Genomic DNA, 22,631 nt, shown 5'->3' on the forward strand with positions numbered 1-22,631 from the left:
TAGCGGCGGACGGGTGAGTAATGCTTAGGAATCTGCCTATTAGTGGGGGACAACATCTCGAAAGGGATGCTAATACCGCATACGTCCTACGGGAGAAAGCAGGGGATCTTCGGACCTTGCGCTAATAGATGAGCCTAAGTCGGATTAGCTAGTTGGTGGGGTAAAGGCCTACCAAGGCGACGATCTGTAGCGGGTCTGAGAGGATGATCCGCCACACTGGGACTGAGACACGGCCCAGACTCCTACGGGAGGCAGCAGTGGGGAATATTGGACAATGGGGGGAACCCTGATCCAGCCATGCCGCGTGTGTGAAGAAGGCCTTATGGTTGTAAAGCACTTTAAGCGAGGAGGAGGCTACTTTAGTTAATACCTAGAGATAGTGGACGTTACTCGCAGAATAAGCACCGGCTAACTCTGTGCCAGCAGCCGCGGTAATACAGAGGGTGCAAGCGTTAATCGGATTTACTGGGCGTAAAGCGCGCGTAGGCGGCTAATTAAGTCAAATGTGAAATCCCCGAGCTTAACTTGGGAATTGCATTCGATACTGGTTAGCTAGAGTGTGGGAGAGGATGGTAGAATTCCAGGTGTAGCGGTGAAATGCGTAGAGATCTGGAGGAATACCGATGGCGAAGGCAGCCATCTGGCCTAACACTGACGCTGAGGTGCGAAAGCATGGGGAGCAAACAGGATTAGATACCCTGGTAGTCCATGCCGTAAACGATGTCTACTAGCCGTTGGGGCCTTTGAGGCTTTAGTGGCGCAGCTAACGCGATAAGTAGACCGCCTGGGGAGTACGGTCGCAAGACTAAAACTCAAATGAATTGACGGGGGCCCGCACAAGCGGTGGAGCATGTGGTTTAATTCGATGCAACGCGAAGAACCTTACCTGGCCTTGACATAGTAAGAACTTTCCAGAGATGGATTGGTGCCTTCGGGAACTTACATACAGGTGCTGCATGGCTGTCGTCAGCTCGTGTCGTGAGATGTTGGGTTAAGTCCCGCAACGAGCGCAACCCTTTTCCTTATTTGCCAGCGAGTAATGTCGGGAACTTTAAGGATACTGCCAGTGACAAACTGGAGGAAGGCGGGGACGACGTCAAGTCATCATGGCCCTTACGGCCAGGGCTACACACGTGCTACAATGGTCGGTACAAAGGGTTGCTACACAGCGATGTGATGCTAATCTCAAAAAGCCGATCGTAGTCCGGATTGGAGTCTGCAACTCGACTCCATGAAGTCGGAATCGCTAGTAATCGCGGATCAGAATGCCGCGGTGAATACGTTCCCGGGCCTTGTACACACCGCCCGTCACACCATGGGAGTTTGTTGCACCAGAAGTAGCTAGCCTAACTGCAAAGAGGGCGGTTACCACGGTGTGGCCGATGACTGGGGTGAAGTCGTAACAAGGTAGCCGTAGGGGAACCTGCGGCTGGATCACCTCCTTAACGAAAGATTGACGATTGGTAAGAATCCACAACAAGTTGTTCTTCATAGATGTATCTGAGGGTCTGTAGCTCAGTTGGTTAGAGCACACGCTTGATAAGCGTGGGGTCACAAGTTCAAGTCTTGTCAGACCCACCATGACTTTGACTGGTTGAAGTTGTAGATAAAAAGATACATGACTGATGATGTAAGCTGGGGACTTAGCTTAGTTGGTAGAGCGCCTGCTTTGCACGCAGGAGGTCAGGAGTTCGACTCTCCTAGTCTCCACCAGAACTTAAGAGAAGTTCGGATTACAGAAATTAGTAAATAGAGATTTCGGTCTTGGTTTATTAACTTCTGTGATTTAAGTATCACGGTATTAAGCATGACCTGACGAAGGCATGTTTATTCATTAACAGATTGGCAAAATTGAGTCTGAAATAAATTGTTCACTCAAGAGTTTAGATTAAGCAATTAATCTAGATGAATTGAGAACTAGCAAATTAACTGAATCAAGCGTTTTGGTATATGAATTTAGATTGAAGCTGTACAGTGTTTAGATACACAGTACTTCGAACTGTATGGATGAATGAGAGATCATTTGTTCTGTTGCTACACCAACTTGTAGGTGTAACGACTGTTTGGGGTTGTATAGTCAAGTAATTAAGTGCATGTGGTGGATGCCTTGGCAGTCAGAGGCGATGAAAGACGTGATAGCCTGCGAAAAGCTCCGGGGAGGCGGCAAATATCCTGTGATCCGGAGATTTCTGAATGGGGGAACCCACCTACTTTAAGGTAGGTATTGCAACATGAATACATAGTGTTGCAAAGCGAACGAGGGGAAGTGAAACATCTCAGTACCCTTAGGAAAAGAAATCAATTGAGATTCCCTCAGTAGCGGCGAGCGAACGGGGATCAGCCCATTAAGTTATGTGTGTTTTAGTGGAACGCTCTGGGAAGTGCGAACGTAGAGGGTGATATTCCCGTACACGAAAGGGCACACATAATGATGACGAGTAGGGCGAGGCACGTGAAACCTTGTCTGAATATGGGGGGACCATCCTCCAAGGCTAAATACTCCTGACTGACCGATAGTGAACCAGTACCGTGAGGGAAAGGCGAAAAGAACCCCTGTGAGGGGAGTGAAATAGATCCTGAAACCGCATGCATACAAGCAGTGGGAGCCGACTTGTTCGGTGACTGCGTACCTTTTGTATAATGGGTCAGCGACTTATATTCAGTAGCAAGGTTAACCGTATAGGGGAGCCGTAGAGAAATCGAGTCTTAATAGGGCGTTTAGTTGCTGGGTATAGACCCGAAACCAGGCGATCTATCCATGAGCAGGTTGAAGGTTGGGTAACACTAACTGGAGGACCGAACCCACTGTCGTTGAAAAGCCAGGGGATGACTTGTGGATAGGGGTGAAAGGCTAATCAAGCCTGGTGATAGCTGGTTCTCCCCGAAAGCTATTTAGGTAGCGCCTCGGACGAATACCATAGGGGGTAGAGCACTGTTTCGGCTAGGGGGTCATCCCGACTTACCAAACCGATGCAAACTCCGAATACCTATGAGTACTATCCGGGAGACAGACTGCGGGTGCTAACGTCCGTAGTCAAGAGGAAAACAATCCAGACCGCCAGCTAAGGCCCCAAAATCATAGTTAAGTGGGAAACGATGTGGGAAGGCATAGACAGCTAGGAGGTTGGCTTAGAAGCAGCCACCCTTTAAAGAAAGCGTAATAGCTCACTAGTCGAGTCGGCCTGCGCGGAAGATGTAACGGGGCTAAAACTATGTGCCGAAGCTGCGGATTTGACATTAGTCAAGTGGTAGGGGAGCGTTCTGTAAGCCGATGAAGGTGTATTGAGAAGTATGCTGGAGGTATCAGAAGTGCGAATGCTGACGTGAGTAACGACAAAACGGGTGAAAAACCCGTTCGCCGAAAGACCAAGGGTTCCAGTCCAACGTTAATCGGGGCTGGGTGAGTCGACCCCTAAGGCGAGGCCGAAAGGCGTAGTCGATGGGAAATTGGTTAATATTCCAATACTTCTGTGTAATGCGATGAGAGGACGGAGAAGGTTAAGTCAGCCTGGCGTTGGTTGTCCAGGTGGAAGGATGTAGGTATGTATCTTAGGCAAATCCGGGGTACTCTATACTGAGATCCGATAGCAAGCTGTACTTGTACAGCGAAGTGGCTGATACCATGCTTCCAGGAAAAGTCTCTAAGCTTCAGTTACACAGGAATCGTACCCGAAACCGACACAGGTGGTCAGGTCGAGTAGACCAAGGCGCTTGAGAGAACTCTGCTGAAGGAACTAGGCAAAATGGTACCGTAACTTCGGGAGAAGGTACGCTGTTGTTGGTGATGGAACTTGCTTCCTGAGCTGATGACAGCCGCAGAAACCAGGCCGCTGCAACTGTTTATTAAAAACATAGCACTCTGCAAACACGAAAGTGGACGTATAGGGTGTGATGCCTGCCCGGTGCTGGAAGGTTAATTGATGGGGTTAGCGTAAGCGAAGCTCTTGATCGAAGCCCCAGTAAACGGCGGCCGTAACTATAACGGTCCTAAGGTAGCGAAATTCCTTGTCGGGTAAGTTCCGACCTGCACGAATGGCATAATGATGGCGGCGCTGTCTCCAGCAGAGGCTCAGTGAAATCGAAATCGCTGTGAAGATGCAGTGTACCCGCGGCTAGACGGAAAGACCCCGTGAACCTTTACTGCAGCTTGACACTGAACTTTGACCTTACTTGTGTAGGATAGGTGGGAGGCTTTGAAGTTGGAACGCTAGTTCCAATGGAGCCGTCCTTGAAATACCACCCTGGTAATGTTGAGGTTCTAACTCTGTCCCGTTATCCGGGACGAGGACCGTGTCTGGTGGGTAGTTTGACTGGGGCGGTCTCCTCCTAAAGAGTAACGGAGGAGTACGAAGGTGCGCTCAGCGTGGTCGGAAATCACGCGTAGAGTATAAAGGCAAAAGCGCGCTTAACTGCGAGACCCACAAGTCGAGCAGGTACGAAAGTAGGTCTTAGTGATCCGGTGGTTCTGTATGGAAGGGCCATCGCTCAACGGATAAAAGGTACTCTGGGGATAACAGGCTGATACCGCCCAAGAGTTCATATCGACGGCGGTGTTTGGCACCTCGATGTCGGCTCATCTCATCCTGGGGCTGAAGCAGGTCCCAAGGGTATGGCTGTTCGCCATTTAAAGAGGTACGCGAGCTGGGTTTAGAACGTCGTGAGACAGTTCGGTCCCTATCTACCGTGGGCGCTGGAAATTTGAGAGGATCTGCTCCTAGTACGAGAGGACCAGAGTGGACGAACCTCTGGTGTACCGGTTGTGACGCCAGTCGCATCGCCGGGTAGCTATGTTCGGAAGGGATAACCGCTGAAAGCATCTAAGCGGGAAGCCTACCTCAAGATAAGATTTCCCTAGGAATTTATTCCTCTAAAGAGCCGTTCGAGACTAGGACGTTGATAGGTTGGATGTGGAAGCATAGTGATATGTGAAGCTGACCAATACTAATTGCTCGTGAGGCTTGACTATACAACACCCAAGCAGTTGTATATAAAGCATCAATCGATTCATAAATCTACAAACAAACTTGATTTAGTTATTCCACTAGATAAAATGAACAAGTCAGATTCAATCAGCCCAATCTGTAAAGATTTGGAAAACGCTTCGGCAATCAATAAGACCAAAGCAAGTATCCATAAACAGTTGTGCTGGCGACCATAGCAAGAGTGAACCACCTGATCCCTTCCCGAACTCAGAAGTGAAACCTCTTAGCGCTGATGGTAGTGTGGGGTTACCCATGTGAGAGTAAGTCATCGCCAGCTCATTATTCAAACACCCCGGTCTCAAAAGAAACCGGGGTGTTGCTTATTGCGTGGAATAAAAGCGGAAAGTTAATTACTAATCCTTTAGAGATTAAATTTAATTCAATTTATAAAGAAATAAAGCTATTCTGAAACTAATCACCTTATTATAAATTTAATATGCAATGGATCTTAGTTAAAACTTTTTCGTTTCCGTATGAGGCACAAATTGCAAAAACTCAATTAGAGGCTTTTGGAATCCCTGCTCGTATTGAAAATGAACATACAATTAATATGGACTGGTTTTATTCAAATGCATTGGGTGGAGTTCGTTTATTAGTACTAGAAAAAGATGTTCATGATGCGAAAGCTTTCCTTGAAAAAGATTTTAGTGAAGACTTAGAGCAAGAATTTGGAAAAAATAAAGAGCAATGTCCTAACTGTGGAAGTTATGATATTGAAGCCTACACACAAGGGAAAAAATCAGCATTTGTGGCTTTCATGTTCTTCGGTTTACCTTTGTTTTCTTTTAAAAATGGTAATAGATGCAAACAATGCCAATATTTTTGGAGTTAGTGATTGATAATTACTTCAATTTATTAGGGTTTATTATGAAGAAAAAGCCAAAGTCTGGAATAAGATTAAAAATTGATCTATAACAAGGAGTATTATAAAACTATAAAAAATTATAAAGGGAAGAATGTTATGGAATATAGAGGAAGTTGTCACTGCGGACAGGTGAAGTTTGTCGTAGAAGGTGAGCTAATAGAAGTTTTATCTTGTAATTGTTCCATTTGCCAAAAGAAAGGGTCTTTACTTTGGTTTCTACCCACTAATCAAGTTACAGTTACTTTAGATTCTCCTGATATTTTAGCGAATTACACTTTTAACAAGCATGTGATTAATCATCATTTCTGTAAAAATTGCGGTATTCATCCTTATGCCCAAGGTATAGATAGTCAAGGTAATTCAATCTTTGCGATTAATGCTCGATGCATAGATGATATAGATTTAGAAAAAATAAAAATAAATTATTTTGATGCACGTTCAGTTTAATAATTATAAGGATTTATTCAATGACAACTAAAAAACAATTAACTTCAACAGAAATAGATTCACTGCTTGAACTATTAAAGAAGAGATTTGAAAAGAACACACATCGCCATAAAGAAATTGATTGGATAAATGTACGAGCTAAATTATTAGAATCGCCTGAAAAATTGTGGTCATTGCAAGAAATGGAAAATACTGGAGGAGAACCTGACGTTGTCTCGTACGATCAACAGAAGGATGAGTATTTATTTGTAGATTGTTCTCCTGAGAGTCCAAAAGGTCGTAGGAGTCTTTGTTATGATCGAGAAGCTTTGGAATCTAGAAAAGATCATCCTCCAAAAAACAGTGTAATAGATCTAGCTAATGAAATGGGAGTTGAGCTTCTCACAGAAGAGCAATACCATGATTTACAAATGTTAGAGGAGTTTGATCTTAAAACATCAAGTTGGCTTAAAACTCCTGATGAGATTCGACGGTTAGAGGGACTGTTCTAAATTTTGTGTAAGTACTTAATTTTCATTTATCCTTCAGAGGATAATTACAAAAGGTACTTCACATGGATGAAGCAACAATCAAAAGTATGGCTGCCGAATTGGCTAAAGGTCTAAAAACACCAGAAGACTTAAACCAAATGACAGCAGTCTTTAAAAAATTCATGATTGAAACTGCACTCAATACTGAACTTTCAGACCATCTCGGTTATGAAAAGCATCAGCCCAAGAAAGGCTCAAATAGCCGTAATGGGTTTAGTTCTAAAACCATTACAACTCAAGATGGACAACTGGCTTTAGATATTCCCCGTGATCGAGAAGGTTCATTTGAGCCACAAATTATCAAAAAGCACCAAACACGCATCACCAGTATGGATGACCAAATCCTCTCACTGTATGCAAAAGGAATGACTAATAGGGAAATTGTAGCCTTCTTCAAAGAAATGTACGATGCCGATGTGTCAGCATCTCTCATCAGCAAAGTTACCGATGCTGTGATTGAGCAAGTGACTGAGTGGCAAAATAGAGCCTTAGATAGCCTTTATCCTGTTGTCTATCTTGACTGTATTGTTGTCAAAGTCCGTCAGCACTCCAATGTGATTAACAAGTCCGTATACCTTGCTTTAGGCATCAATATGGATGGGCAAAAAGAATTACTGGGTATGTGGATTGCTCAGACAGAAGGTGCCAAATTCTGGCTGTCAGTCATGACAGAGCTAAAAAATCGAGGAGTACAGGACATTCTTGTTGCCTGTGTAGATGGATTAAAAGGCTTCCCTGACGCGATAGCCTCTGTTTACCCTCATACTGATATTCAACTGTGTATCGTGCATGTTGTACGCAATAGCCTGAGATTTGTAAGCTGGAAAGACTACAAAGCTGTTACGTCGGGTCTGAAAGCGATTTATCAGGCAAGTACAGAGGAAAATGCTTTAAAATCCCTAGACATCTTCTGTGATCAATGGAATCACCAGTATCCCAAAATTGGAGAATCCTGGCGGGCCAATTGGGAAAATATCCGAACGATCTTTAGCTATCCAGCCGAAATACGTCATGCAATTTATACAACAAATGCGATTGAGTCGTTGAATAGCGTAATACGCCATTCAACGAAGAAAAGGAAAATCTTTTCATCTGATGACTCAGTAAAGAAGGTCATTTACTTAGCAACATCAAATGCTGCGAAGAAATGGACGATGCCAATTCAAAATTGGCGTTTAGCAATGAATTGGTTTACGATTCAGTTCGATGATCGATTAAAAGATCATTTATAAAAAATGGAACTTACACAAAATAATTTACAGGCTCCGGTTAGATGGAGCACTTTTTGCTGACCGACGTTATGGTCGGGTCTTCATTTATCATAATGGAGCACAGTCTTATTATGCTGTTCGTGGTTTTCGCTGCTGCTTGAGAGTATAAGCGTTGTACATAAATATAAATAATTCTGTTTGATGTTTTATGCCAAGAAAATGGAGATTCTTGCAACTTTTGATTGACTGTAAACATGACAAGATATGTTTAGGAATTAAATAAAAACATCAGGACATTTCTAAACATGCAACTTAACCCAATTTACTATAATGAACAACACATTGCTTTTGCTGACAATGTTCGTCGATTTGTACAAAAAGAAATGGCACCTTTCGTTAATGAATGGGATGAGGCTGAGACATTTCCTAGAGAGCTTTATAGAAAGGCAGCTGAAATTGGCCTATTAGGTCTAGGTTTTTCAGAAGAATATGGTGGTATTCCTGATGCAGATCCATTCTATTCATTGCTGGCTGGTATTGAAATGGCAAAGGCGGGTTCTGGGGGAGTGCATACCTCACTCATGGTACACACAATTGGCGCCCCTCCCATTCAGCACTTTGGAAGTGAGGAGTTAAAGGCTAGAGTCCTACCAGGTATTATTTCCGGTGAAAAAATTTCTGCTTTAGCTATTACAGAACCTGGTGGTGGCTCGGATGTCGCTGCATTACTGACTAAAGCTGTTCGTGATGGCGATTACTACATTGTCTCGGGTGAGAAGACATTTATCACATCGGGGATTCGTGCAGATTACTATACAGTTGCAGTGCGTACAGACCCAACTAAAACAGGAGCTGAAGGTATTTCAATGTTGCTCGTTGATGCGCATAGTGAAGGAATTACTAAAACACCTTTAAAGAAAATGGGATGGTGGGCTTCTGATACGGCGCATTTGCATTTTGATAAAGTACGAGTACCTACATCAAATCTGCTCGGCAAAGAAAACGCTGGTTTTAAAGTTATTATGAATAACTTTAATATGGAGCGATTCTTCTTGGGAGTAGTCGCTTATGGGTATGCATTAGTCTGTTATGAAGAAGCTTTAGATTGGGCGCAACAACGAAAAACTTTTGGTAAGAGATTAATTGATCATCAAGTGGTTCGTCATAAATTGGTAGATATGGCAACGCAATTAACCTCAACACGGGCATTGCTTGAAGAAACTGCATGGAAAATGACTCAGCCGAAGTTACAAGGACCTGAGTTAGTAGCGCAAATTTCGATGCTGAAAAATGTTGCGACTCGCACTATGCAATTTTGTGCTGATGCAGCTGTGCAAACATTAGGTGGTATGGGCTTTATGCGTGGAACTAAGTCTGAACGTATTTACCGTGAAGTGAAGGTCAATATGATTGGTGGTGGTGCTGAAGAAATTATGAAAGATTTAATTAGTAAACAGTTAGGTTATTAATTTTAGAGTAGGTTTTGCTTGTATAAACCATTTCATTCAGACTTTACTGAGATGGTTCTATCCATTTCTCATTTAAAATTGCCCAACGTTCATGATCTTTCCATGTTTTTCCTCCAATTCGAAGATATTGCCGAGAAAAACCTTCTTTAATGAAACCAGCATTGGCAACTAGTTGAATCGAGACAATATTATCAGGTTGTATATTTGCTTCTAACCTATGTAAATTTAAATTTTTGAATGCTTCATTGAGTAATAATTTGAGGCCTTGCGTCATATAGCCATGACCTTGATAGGGATGAAATGCTTCATAACCTAAATAGGCAGAATGAAAGTGACCGCGTATAATATTTGAAATATTAAATGTTCCAGCAATAGCATGGCTTGTTGTTAAACAAACAAAATAACGATGTTCCTGTTCTAAATATGTTTGAAAGTTAGCTGGAGGGTAGGTCCAAGGTTGATGCAATTGCATACTGTTTTTATATGCTTCTCTAATTTCAGCTAAGTCATTTATATGAGGTTTACGCAAGTAGACAGAACTCATTTCAAAGCCATCTCCCAAACCATTTCTGTTAACTCATCAATTTTAACTTCACCCTCAGCTTTATACCAAGTTACGGTCCATGAAATTGCCCCACCAACTAATCTTCGCCAAATAAAGGCAGCATGCTTTACCTTGCCTTCAGTACGTAATTTTTCAATCACATCTATCCAGATTTGCTCATATTCATTACGCATTTTTAAAAGATAATCTTGTTTTTCTTTTGACAAGGCAAACCATTCATAAACCAAAACAGCCATGGCTGCACCAGTATCTCCAGTAATTGAAATGAGTTCAGCTTTAATAAGGGCACGTAATTGTTGTTCTGGATTAGTAGATTGGGCTGCCGCATCTTGTAAACGAGCAAGATTGTAAATAATGGTTTCCTCCATCACGTGAGCGAGGATGTCATCTTTACTTTTAAAGTGGTGGAATAAGCTTCCCGATTGGATTCCAATAAATTGAGCAAGTTCGCGTACAGTAGTTTTATCATAGCCTTGTTTATGAAATAGGTAGGCGGCCCCCCGTAATAAACGACCGCGTGGGCTATCGTCAAAGCAAGAAATAGTTGGAATCTGTTCAATTGAAGTAGCAATCATGCGAAAGCCGAATCCTTTATATAAAAATACTTAACAGAAAAGGTTGCCAAATCTCATCATGTTTTAGCTGAGCTCTCGAGTTTGGCAGTTTTGGTCAATTTCACAATAACATTTTGCTCTTTACAAACCAAGCGCTTGCTTGGTAATGTTGAGTTTAATTTTTAAACAAAATAATGAGAAATAAAATGGCAAGTAATCAACAGGATGATGAACGTGTCGTAAAAATAGGTTGTGCTTCAGGTTTTTGGGGAGATACCAATACTGCCGCTTTCCAATTAGTACATCTAACCGATATTAATTATTTGGTTTTTGATTATTTGTCAGAGATCACCATGTCGATTATGGCAAAAGCGAAGATGGTGGAACCAAAGCATGGCTATGCTTTGGATTTTGTCAGCCGAGTCATGGCACCTCTACTTAAAAAAATTGCAGAGAAAAAGATTAGGGTGATTAGTAATGCTGGTGGTGTTAATCCATTGGCGTGTCGAGATGCCTTGCAAAAAATAATTAAAGAATATGGTCTAGATCTGAAAGTGGCTGTGGTGTTAGGCGATGATCTTTTAGCGCAGCATGAACAACTTAAGCAGCAAAATATTCAGGAAATGTTTAGCGGTGAAGCTTTGCCGGAACAGGTGGTGAGTAGTAATGCTTATTTAGGAGCAGTGGCTATTCGAGATGCCTTAAATCTGGGGGCAGATATTGTAATTACTGGCCGTGTGGTTGACTCTGCTGTGGTGCTTGCCCCTTTACTTCATGAATATCAATGGTCTTTAGATGACTACGATAAGTTGGCACAAGGCTCGCTGGCAGGTCATGTGATTGAATGTGGTGCGCAATGTACAGGCGGTAATTTTACCGATTGGCGCCTAGTACAAGGCTTCGACAACATGGGGTTTCCAGTGGTTGAAGTGAGTGAAGATGGTTCATTCGTTGTAACCAAACCACAAGGGACAGGTGGTCTGGTTTCTACCGCCACGGTTGCTGAACAAATTGTTTATGAAATTGGCAATCCTCAAGCATATTTACTACCCGATGTAATTGCTGATTTCAGTCAGGTGTATTTAGAACAAATCGGAGAGCATCGAGTTCGTGTGACGGGTGCAAAAGGACAAGCACCGACTACACAATATAAAGTTAGTGCGACTTATCCTGATGGTTATCGGGTTTTAGTCAGTTTTTTAATTGCAGGCCGTGAAGCACCACAAAAAGCACAAGTCATTGCTGATGCGATTTTGACTAAATGTGAGCGTGTTTTAGCAATGCGTTCGGTGCCACCATTTAGTGAAAAGTCGGTTGAAATCTTAGGTATTGAAAGTACTTATGGAGCACATGCTCAAGCATTAAATAGCCGTGAAGTTGTGGTCAAAATAGCTGTAAAACACATGTTTAAAGAAGCGTGTATGTTCTTTGCATCTGAAATTGCACAGGCTTCAACAGGTATGGCTCCAGCCTTGGCAGGAATTGTCGGAGGTCGACCAAAAGCATCTCCAGTGATTAAATTATTTTCATTTTTAATTGATAAAAATCAGGTCAATGTCGAAATCGATTTTGATGGGAACCGCTATCTAGTTGAGATTCCTCGGGGCACTTTTACAGAGCAATTCAATACCTTAGCAACTGGTAAAAGTGCGGTATATCAAGGAGATGAAATTAAAGTTCCTTTGATTGAAATTGCGCATGCCCGCAGTGGTGATAAAGGCAATCATAGCAATATCGGTGTGATTGCGCGTAAAGCAGAATATTTACCATGGATTCGTGCAGCACTGACTGAACAGACGGTTGCAAGTTATATGCAGCATGTCTTGGATGCAGAGAAAGGGCGAGTAATTCGTTATGAGTTACCGGGTTTAAATGCACTGAATTTTATGTTGGAGAATGCCTTGGGTGGCGGTGGTGTTGCAAGCTTACGTATCGACCCACAAGGTAAAGCATTTGCACAGCAATTATTGGATATGCCTGTCAAAGTTCCGGCAAATCTTTTAGAAAAATAAAATGAATGGATGAAACAAAGATGATTTATCAATCAATTTTTAGACCAGATGCTTTCGCTAATAAAGTAGTAATTGTGACAGGTGGTGGCTCTGGAATAGGACGCTGTACTGCACATGAGCTTGCAGCTCTTGGCGCTCAAGTGGTGATTACAGGACGCAAAATTGAAAAACTGGAAAAAGTAAGCCAAGAAATTACAGAAGATGGTGGACTCGTTCATTTTATTGTGTGTGATAACCGAGAAGAAGAACAAGTGAAGAATATGATTGCCGAAGTAATTGAGAAGTTCGGCAAGCTTGATGGTTTAGTTAATAATGCGGGCGGCCAGTTCCCTTCAGCGTTAGAGAATATTTCGGCGAATGGTTTCGATGCAGTCGTGCGTAATAATTTACACGCAACGTTCTATTTAATGCGTGAAGCTTATAACCAATGGATGGCTAAACATGGTGGCAGTATTGTCAATATGACTGCTGATATGTGGGGCGGCATGCCGGGAATGGGACATTCAGGTGCTGCGCGTTCAGGGGTTGATAACTTAACTAAAACAGCATCGGTTGAGTGGGGGAAATCTGGCGTTCGTGTAAATGCGGTTGCACCGGGATGGATTGTGTCATCTGGTATGGATAATTATAGTGGTGATTTTGCCAAAGTAATTATTCCAAGTCTTGCTGGCAATGTACCGCTAAAACGTATGGGAACTGAGTCAGAAGTATCGTCGGCGATTTGTTATTTACTATCTGATGCAGCGGCTTTTGTGTCAGGTATAACTTTGCGTATTGATGGCGCTGCATCGCAAGGGACACGCATGTACCCACTAGCCGAAGCGACAAATAGTCAGTCTTATAATGGTTTCCATCGCGCGTTTATTCCTGAAATTTTTCAGAAAAAAACTGAGGCTGAGGAGGAATAACAGTGACTATTCTCCAATCCGAAATTGCTGTTGGTAGTGAACAGTATCAAAAGAATAAAGAGGCATTGCTTACTCAACTGAGAGAAGTCCGTGCAATTCAGCAAAAAAGCATTGATAAATCATATGCTGCCAAACCGAAATTCGATAAAAAGGGCAAGATTCTGCCGCATGAGCGTGTACGATTATTGTTAGATGCGGATTCACCTTTTGTTGAGCTGTGTGGCTTGGTTGGCTATAACATGCATGATGACAAGGATGGCTCCGAAGCTGGTGGTGGCGTAATTGCCGGCATAGGTTTTGTCAGTGGTGTACGTTGTCTGGTTTCTGCAAGTAATAGTGCAATCAAAGGCGGAACCATGTCACCCATGGGTGTGCAGAAAACCTTACGCCTGCAAAAAATTGCTTTGGAACAAAAGCTCCCGTTAATTACGCTGACCGAAAGTGGTGGTGCTAACCTTAATTATGCTGCTGAAGTATTTACCTATGGCGGTATGACCTTTGCCAATCAGGCACGTCTTTCAGCGGCAGGCATTCCACAGCTTGCAGTTGTTCATGGTAATGCAACGGCAGGAGGGGCTTATCAACCCGGTCTTTCCGATTATGTCATTGCTGTACGCAAACAAACCGAAATGCTTCTTGCAGGTCCACCTTTACTTTTAGCTGCCACTGGTGAAGTTGCAACAGCTGAAGAGTTGGGCGGAGCAGAAATGCATGCACAGGTTGCCGGAACAGCAGAATATTTAGCTGAAAATGACGCTGATGGTATTCGACTTGCACGTGAAATTTTTGAACATCTGAACTGGAAAGAGCAAATCAAACCAGTTGATGTGTCTTATAAAGAACCTCGTTACGATACTGAGGAACTGTTGGGTATTATTCCAAGTGATCCTAAACAACCATTTGATATGAAAGAAGTGGTTGCTCGCATTATTGACGATTCAGATTTTCTAGAATTTAAACAGGAATATGATGATTTAACAGTATGTGGCTGGGCAAAAATTGGAGGTTTGCATATCGGTATTATTACCAATAATGGTCCGATTACGCCTCAAGGAGCAGCGAAGGCAGCTCAGTTTATTCACCTATGTGAGCAGACCAAGCGTCCAGTATTGTTCTTGCATAACACCACTGGTTTTATGGTGGGAACTGATGCAGAGCAAAATGGCATTATCAAGCATGGCTCGAAACTGATTCAAGCTGTTGCTAATTGTTCTGTACCTAAAATTTCAATTGTTGTGGCAGGGTCATATGGTGCAGGTAACTACGCGATGTGTGGTCGGAGTTTATCGCCAGACTTTATTTTTGCTTGGCCAAATTCGCATGTTGCCGTAATGGGTGCTGCTCAAGCCGGAAAAGTGCTACGCATTGTGGCTGAAGGAAAACAAAAAGCTTCCGGTCAGGAACCGAATCCGCAAATGCTCGATTTTCTTGAGCAAAGCACGGCCATGAAATTGGAACAACAATCTACCGCGCTTTTCAATACGGCCATGCTACATGACGACGGCATTATCGATCCGCGAGATAGTCGAAAATTATTAATTTTCCTTTTACAAACCATTTATGAATCACAGCAACGAGAGCTAAATCCAACTCGTTTTGGTGTGTCCCGTTTTTAATCAACCTTTACCGCAATTAAAAAAATTAATAGGAATAGCACCATGAAATTTACTGCCGAACATGAAGCATTACGCCGTACAGCTCGTCAATTTGTTCAAAATGAGCTGAATCCACATATTCCAGAATGGGAAGCTGCGGGACGTTTCCCAATCCATGATGTATTTAAAAAGATGGGTGATCTTGGTTTATTGGGGATTTGTAAGCCTGAGGAAAATGGCGGTTTAGCGTTAGATTATTCTTATAACCTTGTGGTTGCAGAAGAAATTGGCTATGCAGCTTGTGGCGGGGTACCTTTGGCAATTGGTGTACAAACGGACATGGCAACACCTGCTTTGGCGCGTTTTGGTAGTAAAGAATTACGCGATGAGTTTTTAACACCAGCGATTGCTGGAGAATATGTTGCCTCAATTGCAGTATCGGAAGTGCATGCTGGTTCGGATGTGGCTGCTATTAAAACCACTGCTAAAAAAGATGGCGATGACTATGTCATTAACGGCAGTAAAATGTGGATTACCAACTCATTGCAGGCTGATTTCTTCTGCCTATTGGCGAACACATCTGACGATAAACCTCACGTCAACAAGTCGATGATTATTGTGCCAGCAAAAACCAAAGGGATTAGTTTTTCAGAGCCACTTAATAAATTAGGGATGCGTTCAACGACCACAGCGCAAGTTTATTTAGACAATGTCCGTGTACCGCAGCGTAACTTGGTTGGCGTTGAAGGTATGGGCTTCATGATGCAGATGATGCAATTTCAGGAAGAGCGCTTATGGGCATGTGCCAATGCCATTGGTGGTTTGGAAAATTTAATCCAAAAGACTATCGACTATACCAAAGAGCGTACGACGTTTGGTCAGCCACTTATTAATAACCAATATATTCACTTCCGTTTTGCTGAACTCATGACCGAAGTGGAAGCGCTTAAAGCCTTAACCTATCAAGCTTGTGAACAGCATATTGCTGGGGAAGATGTGACCAAGCTGGCATCTATGGCAAAACTAAAAGCAGGACGTTTAACCCGTGAAGTTGCCGATAGCTGTCTGCAATATTGGGGCGGTAACGGCTTTATGTGGGATAACCCTGCATCCCAGCTATATCGTGATGGTCGTTTAGGCTCTATTGGCGGTGGCGCAGATGAGATTATGTTGGGGATTATCTGTAAGTTGATGGATATCTTGCCAAAAAAACAAAAATAAGGAATCAACCATGACACTTTCAGCATCGCTTCAAGCTTTAGATATTGATGACAGTATTCAATTAGAACAAGACGGCAGTATTTTATATCTCTGGTTAAACCGACCAGAAAGCCGTAATGCCATGAACTTGAATATGGTCAATGCCATTCAGCAAGTTTTCACTGCCATTCGCGATGACCTTTCAATTCGTGCAGTCATCATTCGTGGTGAAGGTGGAACTTTCTGCGCAGGTGGTGACATTAAAGACATGGCTGCTTTACGCGTTGAAGCAACTAACGTTGGTAGCCTACAACCTTATACTGACTTTAACCGCCGTTTTGGTGCCATGCTTGAGCAAGTTGAAGCTGCACCACAGACTGTTGTGGTGATTTTAGAAGGTGTGGTGTTAGGTGGAGGTTTTGGGCTGGCATGTGTTTCTGATGTTGCCATTAGCCGTGATAATGCGCAGTTTGGTTTACCTGAAACTGGGCTTGGTGTGATTCCTGCTCAAATTGCTCCTTTCGTGGTGAGACGTATTGGCCTGACTCAGGCACGCCGACTGGCTTTACTCGGCATGCGTTTTGAAGGGCATACAGCACTGAGTGTCGGTGTGGTTCATCAAATTGCACATAATGAAATTGAACTTGAACAAGCTTTAGAGGAAACCATTCAACACATTAAACGAGCAGCTCCTCAAGCTTCACGTGTGACTAAAGCACTGTTACAGAGAACACTCAATGAGCCTTTAAATGAGTTGCTAGATGATGCTGCACAGCAGTTTGCTCAAGCGGTTGGTGGTGCTGAAGGACAAGAAGGAACGATGGCTTTTATCCAGAAAAGGTTACCAAATTGGGCCGATGAATCATAAGAGATAAGGATAAAAATAATGAAATTTTCAAAAATACTGGTTGCCAATCGTGGTGAAATTGCAGTTCGAGTCATGCAAACAGCCAAAGCAATGGGTTATCAAACTGTGGCGGTCTATTCCGATGCAGACCGTAATGCTCGCCATGTGCAAGAGGCAGATGAAGCTGTCTATATTGGTGCTTCCAAAGTATCTGAGTCTTATCTTTCTATTACCAAGATAATAGATGCTTGCAAAAAAACTGGGGCAGATGCTGTTCACCCTGGTTATGGTTTTTTGTCAGAAAATACTGAATTTGCTCAGGTCTGTATCGACAACCAGATTACGTTTATTGGGCCTACTGCTTCTGCAATTGAGTTAATGGGCAGTAAACGCCTTTCAAAAATTGCCATGATTGAGGCGGGCGTCCCTTGTGTACCAGGCTATGAAGGTGACCGACAGGATCTCGAATATTTAGCAGGACAAGCAGAACAGATTGGTTTTCCAATTATGGTCAAAGCTTCTGCGGGTGGTGGTGGTCGTGGAATGCGTTTGGTAGAACAGTCATCCGAATTGGTTGAGGCATTGCAAACCGCACGTTCCGAAGCTGAAAATGCTTTTGGTTCTGGCGAGCTCATTTTAGAAAAGGCAGTCATTGCACCGCGTCATGTAGAAATTCAGGTTTTTGGCGATACACATGGCAATTATGTTTATTTGTTTGAACGTGATTGTTCAATCCAACGCCGCCATCAAAAAGTAGTTGAAGAGGCGCCGTGTCCAGTGATGACGTCTGAACTACGTCAGCACATGGGGGAAGCTGCTGTAGCAGCAGCGAAAGCATGTGCTTATGTGGGAGCAGGGACAGTTGAGTTTTTGCTTGATGCATCGGGTGCATTTTATTTCTTAGAAATGAATACCCGTTTACAGGTTGAGCATCCGGTTACTGAACTTATTACTGGATTAGACTTGGTTGAATGGCAGTTACGTGTAGCGAATGGTGAACAATTGCCTTTGCAACAACATGAATTGATGTTAAACGGTCATGCAATCGAGGTGCGCTTGTATGCAGAAGACCCACGTCAGGATTTCTTACCACAGACAGGACAAGTTCTGCGTTGGCAGCCTGCAACTTTGCCAAATGTGCGAATTGATCATGGCATGTTGGCAACTGATGAAGTCAGTCCATTTTACGATCCGATGGTAGCAAAGGTGATTGCATACGGTAAAACCCGTGAGGATGCGATTCGCTTACTGGCTCGTGCCGTAGATGATTGTGTTTTGCTAGGTGTAAATAGTAATAAACAATTTTTGGTCAATTTATTACGTCATCCAGTCGTTGTTACAGGGGATACCAATACTGCATTCATTCAACAGCATTTTCAAAATGACAGCAGCTTACATAAGCAGGTTCTGTGTTTAGAAACATTAGCGATTGCATCGGCATTATTTAGTCAAAGTAAAAATACTACGATGTGGCAAACTGGGCTTGGCGTACCATTACCATTAAAGCTTAAATATGATGATCAGCAAATCCAATTGCAGCTTTCATCTGTAAATAACGCATTCACGGCCCAGTTCTGTGATCAAACAGTTTGCATTGAAGTACTTGAGAGAACGCCAGATTACCTAGTTTATTTAATTAATGGTGTGCGTCGCCGTGTCCAATATATATTAGATGGTGATCAGCTTTATTTAGATCGAGATAATGGCAATGTTGCAATTCGCAACATAACTTATGCCGCTCCAGAAACAGTTGATGCGGCTGGTGATGGCAAAATTCGTGCACCAATGGATGGTGCTGTGGTTAATATTCTGGTGAATAAAGGCGATCAAGTGGTGAAAGGTCAGACCTTACTAGTGCTTGAAGCTATGAAAATCCAGCAGCAGATAAAATCTGATGTTGATGGGATTATTGAAGACGTTTTAGGCCAACAAGGGCAGCAAGTTAAAAAACGGCAAATGCTATTTAGTATCCAAGTATAAAAAAATACCGCTCTTATTGGGCGGTATTTTTTTATAGCCGTGTGGGTTATTCTCCATCTACCTCTGCAATCACTTGGCTTGCTTTTTTTAGACTGTAAAGCAGTTGCCCTAAAAGTACATCTCTATTACTTAGGGTAACCATCACCATCGGGTGATGGATCGCTGGAATGGCCGTTAAAATGGCTTTGCCATTATCAGCATCTAAGGTGATGTTGTTACAGCCGGTCAGTTGAATTTCTTTTAAAAATGCAGTGACCATTGCCAAAATAGAACTACTCACCGCAGCTAATTTAGTGGTGTTATGATAGTTCTTGTGACTTACTGTTGCTAATTCAAACCCATCTGAAGAACAAATCATCACAAAGTCTACACCACGTGTATTCATCAGAATTTTTTGGGCTTCACTTTTTGCAAGTTGTAGCAATTGTGTTGGAGCGGTTCGTTTTTGAACTGGAATACTAAGCATGATCTTTCCCTTGAGATGTTGCGCCTACCTTAACTTCAAGTGATGCAATTAATGATTCAACCATCATTGAAATGTGCTCTTGTTCTCTTGCATCAATAAAAAATAATGGATATTGAAGTTTATTTTCTGTTAACCAATTACGATACTGCTGAAGTGAAGATTCTTTATTTTCATCAATATGTGTAATACCAATCGCAATATTATTATTATAGTTTTTAAAGGTTTCCAAATAGCTTTCTAGCTCGCTAATAGCACTTGGGCTGTTATGATCTAACAGAAGAATAATACCGATTGCGCCTTCACAAATAACTGACCAGATAAAATCAAAACGGCTTTGTCCAGGTGTTCCATATAAGCCAATTTTAACTCCATCATCTAGTGTAATTTCGCCGTAATCAATTCCGACTGTTGTTTGTGATTTTTGATGGCTTTCTACATCTGTATTAAATGCTTCTGTTCCTAAAATTGGAATTTCAGATAGCGATTTGATCGCTTCTGTTTTTCCCGCCCCCATACTGCCCGCAAAGACAATTTTATATTGCTGTATAATCATACTGTTCCTTAAAAACCAAAACGACGTCTAATTTTTCCTATGAAATTTTTAAAAAAATGACTTTCACTATTTGAGCCTTCTGAATTCGTTTGAGGAGCGTATGAACACTTATTTGCAGAAACATATTGTCCGTTATTTGCCATTAAGCAAGCCGTAATAAAACGTAAAATAACATCGATTGGTTGGTTAAGTTGTTTTGCTACATCAGTGACTTTTGCTCCCTGAATAAAGCAGGCAGAGAGCTGAAGGCTAATTTTTCTATATTCTTTTTGATATGGTTGCGGCCAATGATCTATTTTGAAATAACCATCAGCCGAAGCTAAATTTTCAAATTCATTTGAATACCAGATGAGATTCCATAACCAATCTTTTAAGTAATAACCTTTTTTACGTGAAACCTTTGTAAAGTCTGAGGTTTTGGCAAAAGCAAAATTAAAACTCATATTGGTATGTGCTTTTTGACGAGAAGGTTCTACCCAAGCGACCTGAGTCCTGTTATCAATAATAGCGAGCGTACCTTTATCATCAAATAAATGTAATTTGGTATTTTCCTGACTATGTAAACTTTTTATAAATTGCCCATCTATGAGAGCCATTTCATTTGATAAAGCTGACGTAGAGTTAATAGCAGTAGATTCTAAAGAGGCTAATACATTTTTTTGTAGCCAAGATAGAAGGGGCTCTGACTTTTCTAAAGGAAAGTGTAAAGTATGTTCATATATAGAATTTCCATTTTGTGAAGGTGTTTTGGTAATTTTTAAATAAGGAATTTTTTTCTTTTGAAGAATATTTTGAATGTTATCTGCATCAAAAAAGTTTTCGTTAATGATTAATAAATCAATATTATTATTAGAAATGTTAACCCAATTAATCCCATATTGATTGGATATTAAATTTCGGATTAATATTTTTAATTCATCTGAAACTTTTAAGCTTAAACCTGAAACTGCAATATTTATGCAATGACTATCCATAGTATCATTTTAAGTTTTATTAAATAGTGTAGTGATTTTTTATGCTCTTTATAATTAATATAAAGAGCATAAATTAAATCAATTAGCTGAAGTCTAGCTCTTTTTCAAATGACTTTAACTCATGGCGAGCCATAGCCAAATTTGCTTTAGTACGATCAAGTACTAAATAAAGAAATAAGTTGTTATTACTCTCTAATGGACGAATTAAGTGATAAGCCTTACCTAAAGTAATTAAAATATCCTCAATATTATCATTTAATTTCAATGCATTAGCGATATTTCTCTTTGCGCGAATGACTTCTGTATTTCCAGCAGCAGCCAATTCTAAATCAATTTCCCCACCGCCTTGAGTTGCAAGTGATAAACCACTTTCTGAATCAACAAGTGCAGATGCAACAAAACCATCAATTTCAGGTGGTGTTTCAAAAAGTATGCTGAAACAAAGCAGGTTGAATTTTGATAAAATAGAGAAATGCGAATAACTCTAGAAATCAAATGTCCAACCTGCCTCAGTGACAGTATAAAGAAAAATGGCATCAAAGTAGATGGGAAACAAAACTATCAGTGCAAAGACTGTAAACGTCAGTTTATTGGTGACCATGCTCTGAGCTATCTAGGATGTAATTCAGGCATTACTCGAAAAATATTACAGTTGATGGTCAGAGGTAGTGGTATACGAGATATCGCTGAAGTTGAGCGAATCAGTATCGGTAAAGTTTTACGTACTTTAACCGAATCGACCTACCAAATTCAGCCTAAACAAAGTCATTATGAGTCTCTTGAAGTTGATGAGTTTTGGACTTTTGTGGGAAATAAAAATAATAAACAATGGCTTATTTACGCCTACCATCGAGAAACAGGTGAGATTGTTGCTTATGTTTGGGGTAAAAGAGACTTAGCTACAGTTCAACGATTGAAAACAAAGCTTAAACAATTAGGTATTCACTACACCCGAATTGCAAGTGATCATTGGGACAGTTTCATAACTGCTTTTAAAAACTGCAAGCAAAGTATTGGTAAATTTTTTACTGTAGGTATTGAAGGTAATAATTGCAAAATAAGGCATCGAATTAGGCGTGGTTTTAGAAGGAGTTGTAATTTTTCAAAAAAGATTGAAAACCATTTTAAAGCTTTCGACTTAACCTTTTTTTACATCAATAATGGCTTCATTTAATGTCAGCATACTTTTTGAAACACCACCCAATTTCAGTTAAGCTATCTAAAGAAAGTTTAGCCATTTTTATCTCTCAGGATTATAAAATTATAGTTACTACTTTTTATTTAAAAGTAGTTAAAAATCATTATATTTCTACCCAAGTTTAAGTCAATCAAACAAGTTTAAATTAAAATTGATGTTTGGGTAAGTAAGTGACCAAAAATGTCATATTATAAAAAATATTATAAGAAAATTTATGCATTATACTTTTAATATTGTGCTCAGGTTCGCATTATATAATTTTTATTCAAAATTTA

17 protein-coding genes, 2 tRNA genes, 3 rRNA genes and 2 pseudogenes are annotated in these 22,631 nt (G+C 41.3%); 18 read left to right on the forward strand and 6 right to left on the reverse strand.

Features of this window, described 5'->3' with window-relative positions; all coding sequences use genetic code 11:
* The 11 genes and pseudogenes from F985_RS19260 to F985_RS19305 form a co-directional block, all read left to right on the forward strand.
* Positions 1-1,445, forward strand: a 16S ribosomal RNA gene (locus F985_RS19260); the annotation flags it as partial.
* Positions 1,446-1,504: 59 nt separating this feature from the next.
* Positions 1,505-1,581, forward strand: a tRNA-Ile gene (locus F985_RS19265).
* 56 nt (positions 1,582-1,637) lie between these two features.
* Positions 1,638-1,713: transfer RNA gene (locus F985_RS19270), tRNA-Ala, on the forward strand.
* Positions 1,714-2,075: 362 nt separating this feature from the next.
* Positions 2,076-4,966 (forward strand): 23S ribosomal RNA (locus F985_RS19275).
* Positions 4,967-5,144: 178 nt separating this feature from the next.
* Positions 5,145-5,259, forward strand: a 5S ribosomal RNA gene (gene rrf / locus F985_RS19280).
* A gap of 159 nt (positions 5,260-5,418) precedes the next feature.
* The gene (locus F985_RS19285; protein WP_004704072.1) at positions 5,419-5,814 is read left to right on the forward strand and encodes a putative signal transducing protein; all 396 of its coding nucleotides are present in this window, start codon (positions 5,419-5,421) and stop codon (positions 5,812-5,814) included.
* 129 nt (positions 5,815-5,943) lie between these two features.
* Complete coding sequence (locus F985_RS19290; protein WP_004704074.1) at positions 5,944-6,294, forward strand: GFA family protein; 351 nt, start codon at positions 5,944-5,946, stop codon at positions 6,292-6,294.
* A gap of 20 nt (positions 6,295-6,314) precedes the next feature.
* Positions 6,315-6,776, forward strand: a pseudogene (locus tag F985_RS19295) (DUF4256 domain-containing protein); the annotation flags it as partial.
* Between the two features lie 71 nt (positions 6,777-6,847).
* A complete protein-coding gene (locus tag F985_RS19300) occupies positions 6,848-8,056 on the forward strand; it encodes an IS256-like element ISAba26 family transposase (protein ID WP_000343018.1) in 1,209 nt (402 codons plus the stop codon).
* A 34-nt stretch (positions 8,057-8,090) separates the two neighbouring features.
* Positions 8,091-8,204: pseudogene (locus F985_RS25385) on the forward strand (DUF4256 domain-containing protein); the annotation flags it as partial.
* Between the two features lie 136 nt (positions 8,205-8,340).
* The gene (locus F985_RS19305; RefSeq protein WP_004704080.1) at positions 8,341-9,504 is read left to right on the forward strand and encodes an acyl-CoA dehydrogenase family protein; all 1,164 of its coding nucleotides are present in this window, start codon (positions 8,341-8,343) and stop codon (positions 9,502-9,504) included.
* Positions 9,505-9,547: 43 nt separating this feature from the next.
* Here F985_RS19305 and F985_RS19310 read toward each other — a convergent pair whose 3' ends face one another.
* Together F985_RS19310 and F985_RS19315 are read right to left on the reverse strand one after the other, a co-directional pair.
* Entirely contained in the window at positions 9,548-10,048 is a 501-nt protein-coding gene (locus F985_RS19310) for a GNAT family N-acetyltransferase (protein WP_004704081.1), read from the reverse strand.
* On the reverse strand, positions 10,045-10,644 hold the full coding sequence (locus tag F985_RS19315; RefSeq protein ID WP_004704084.1) for a TetR/AcrR family transcriptional regulator: 600 nt from the start codon (positions 10,642-10,644) through the stop codon (positions 10,045-10,047). The genes F985_RS19310 and F985_RS19315 overlap by 4 nt, the downstream gene beginning before the upstream one ends.
* Before the next feature lie 185 nt (positions 10,645-10,829).
* Here F985_RS19315 and F985_RS19320 point away from each other — a divergent pair, with 185 nt between their 5' ends.
* Genes F985_RS19320 through F985_RS19345 form a run of 6 tightly spaced genes read left to right on the forward strand, consistent with a single transcriptional unit; the run spans position 10,830 to position 19,165 of the window.
* Entirely contained in the window at positions 10,830-12,635 is a 1,806-nt protein-coding gene (locus tag F985_RS19320) for an acyclic terpene utilization AtuA family protein (protein ID WP_004704087.1), read from the forward strand.
* Positions 12,636-12,655: 20 nt separating this feature from the next.
* On the forward strand, positions 12,656-13,543 hold the full coding sequence (locus F985_RS19325; RefSeq protein ID WP_004704089.1) for an SDR family oxidoreductase: 888 nt from the start codon (positions 12,656-12,658) through the stop codon (positions 13,541-13,543).
* A 2-nt stretch (positions 13,544-13,545) separates the two neighbouring features.
* Positions 13,546-15,159 carry an acyl-CoA carboxylase subunit beta gene (locus F985_RS19330; protein ID WP_004704091.1) on the forward strand — a complete coding sequence of 538 codons (1,614 nt, stop codon included), beginning with the start codon at positions 13,546-13,548 and terminating at the stop codon, positions 15,157-15,159.
* A gap of 42 nt (positions 15,160-15,201) precedes the next feature.
* Positions 15,202-16,359, forward strand: coding sequence for an acyl-CoA dehydrogenase family protein (locus F985_RS19335; protein WP_004704093.1), 1,158 nt, complete (start codon positions 15,202-15,204; stop codon positions 16,357-16,359).
* Between the two features lie 10 nt (positions 16,360-16,369).
* Entirely contained in the window at positions 16,370-17,206 is an 837-nt protein-coding gene (locus F985_RS19340; protein WP_004704095.1) for an enoyl-CoA hydratase/isomerase family protein, read from the forward strand.
* Positions 17,207-17,224: 18 nt separating this feature from the next.
* Positions 17,225-19,165 (forward strand): acetyl/propionyl/methylcrotonyl-CoA carboxylase subunit alpha, encoded by a 1,941-nt coding sequence (locus tag F985_RS19345; protein WP_004704097.1) that lies wholly within the window; start codon positions 17,225-17,227, stop codon positions 19,163-19,165.
* Between the two features lie 46 nt (positions 19,166-19,211).
* Here the strand turns inward: F985_RS19345 and F985_RS19350 are convergent, their stop codons facing one another.
* The 4 genes from F985_RS19350 to F985_RS0104645 all read right to left on the reverse strand — a co-directional run bounded on the left by F985_RS19350 (position 19,212) and on the right by F985_RS0104645 (position 21,591).
* Positions 19,212-19,631 (reverse strand): roadblock/LC7 domain-containing protein, encoded by a 420-nt coding sequence (locus tag F985_RS19350; protein WP_004704099.1) that lies wholly within the window; start codon positions 19,629-19,631, stop codon positions 19,212-19,214.
* Positions 19,624-20,184: a GTP-binding protein gene (locus F985_RS19355; RefSeq protein WP_004704101.1), complete on the reverse strand. Its 561-nt coding sequence runs from the start codon at positions 20,182-20,184 to the stop codon at positions 19,624-19,626. Before F985_RS19355 ends, F985_RS19350 begins: the two co-directional genes overlap by 8 nt.
* 8 nt (positions 20,185-20,192) lie before the next feature.
* The gene (locus tag F985_RS19360; protein WP_004704103.1) at positions 20,193-21,158 is read right to left on the reverse strand and encodes a hypothetical protein; all 966 of its coding nucleotides are present in this window, start codon (positions 21,156-21,158) and stop codon (positions 20,193-20,195) included.
* 82 nt (positions 21,159-21,240) lie between these two features.
* A complete protein-coding gene (locus tag F985_RS0104645; RefSeq protein ID WP_031944552.1) occupies positions 21,241-21,591 on the reverse strand; it encodes a roadblock/LC7 domain-containing protein in 351 nt (116 codons plus the stop codon).
* A 39-nt stretch (positions 21,592-21,630) separates the two neighbouring features.
* On the opposite strand from F985_RS0104645, the gene F985_RS19365 reads away from it, so the two are divergent.
* Entirely contained in the window at positions 21,631-22,332 is a 702-nt protein-coding gene (locus tag F985_RS19365) for an IS1-like element ISPa14 family transposase (protein ID WP_001223318.1), read from the forward strand.
* Positions 22,333-22,631: the final 299 nt, after the last annotated feature.

It is taken from the genome of Acinetobacter seifertii (genome assembly GCF_000368065.1).
Taxonomy (GTDB): Bacteria; Pseudomonadota; Gammaproteobacteria; order Pseudomonadales; family Moraxellaceae; genus Acinetobacter; species Acinetobacter seifertii.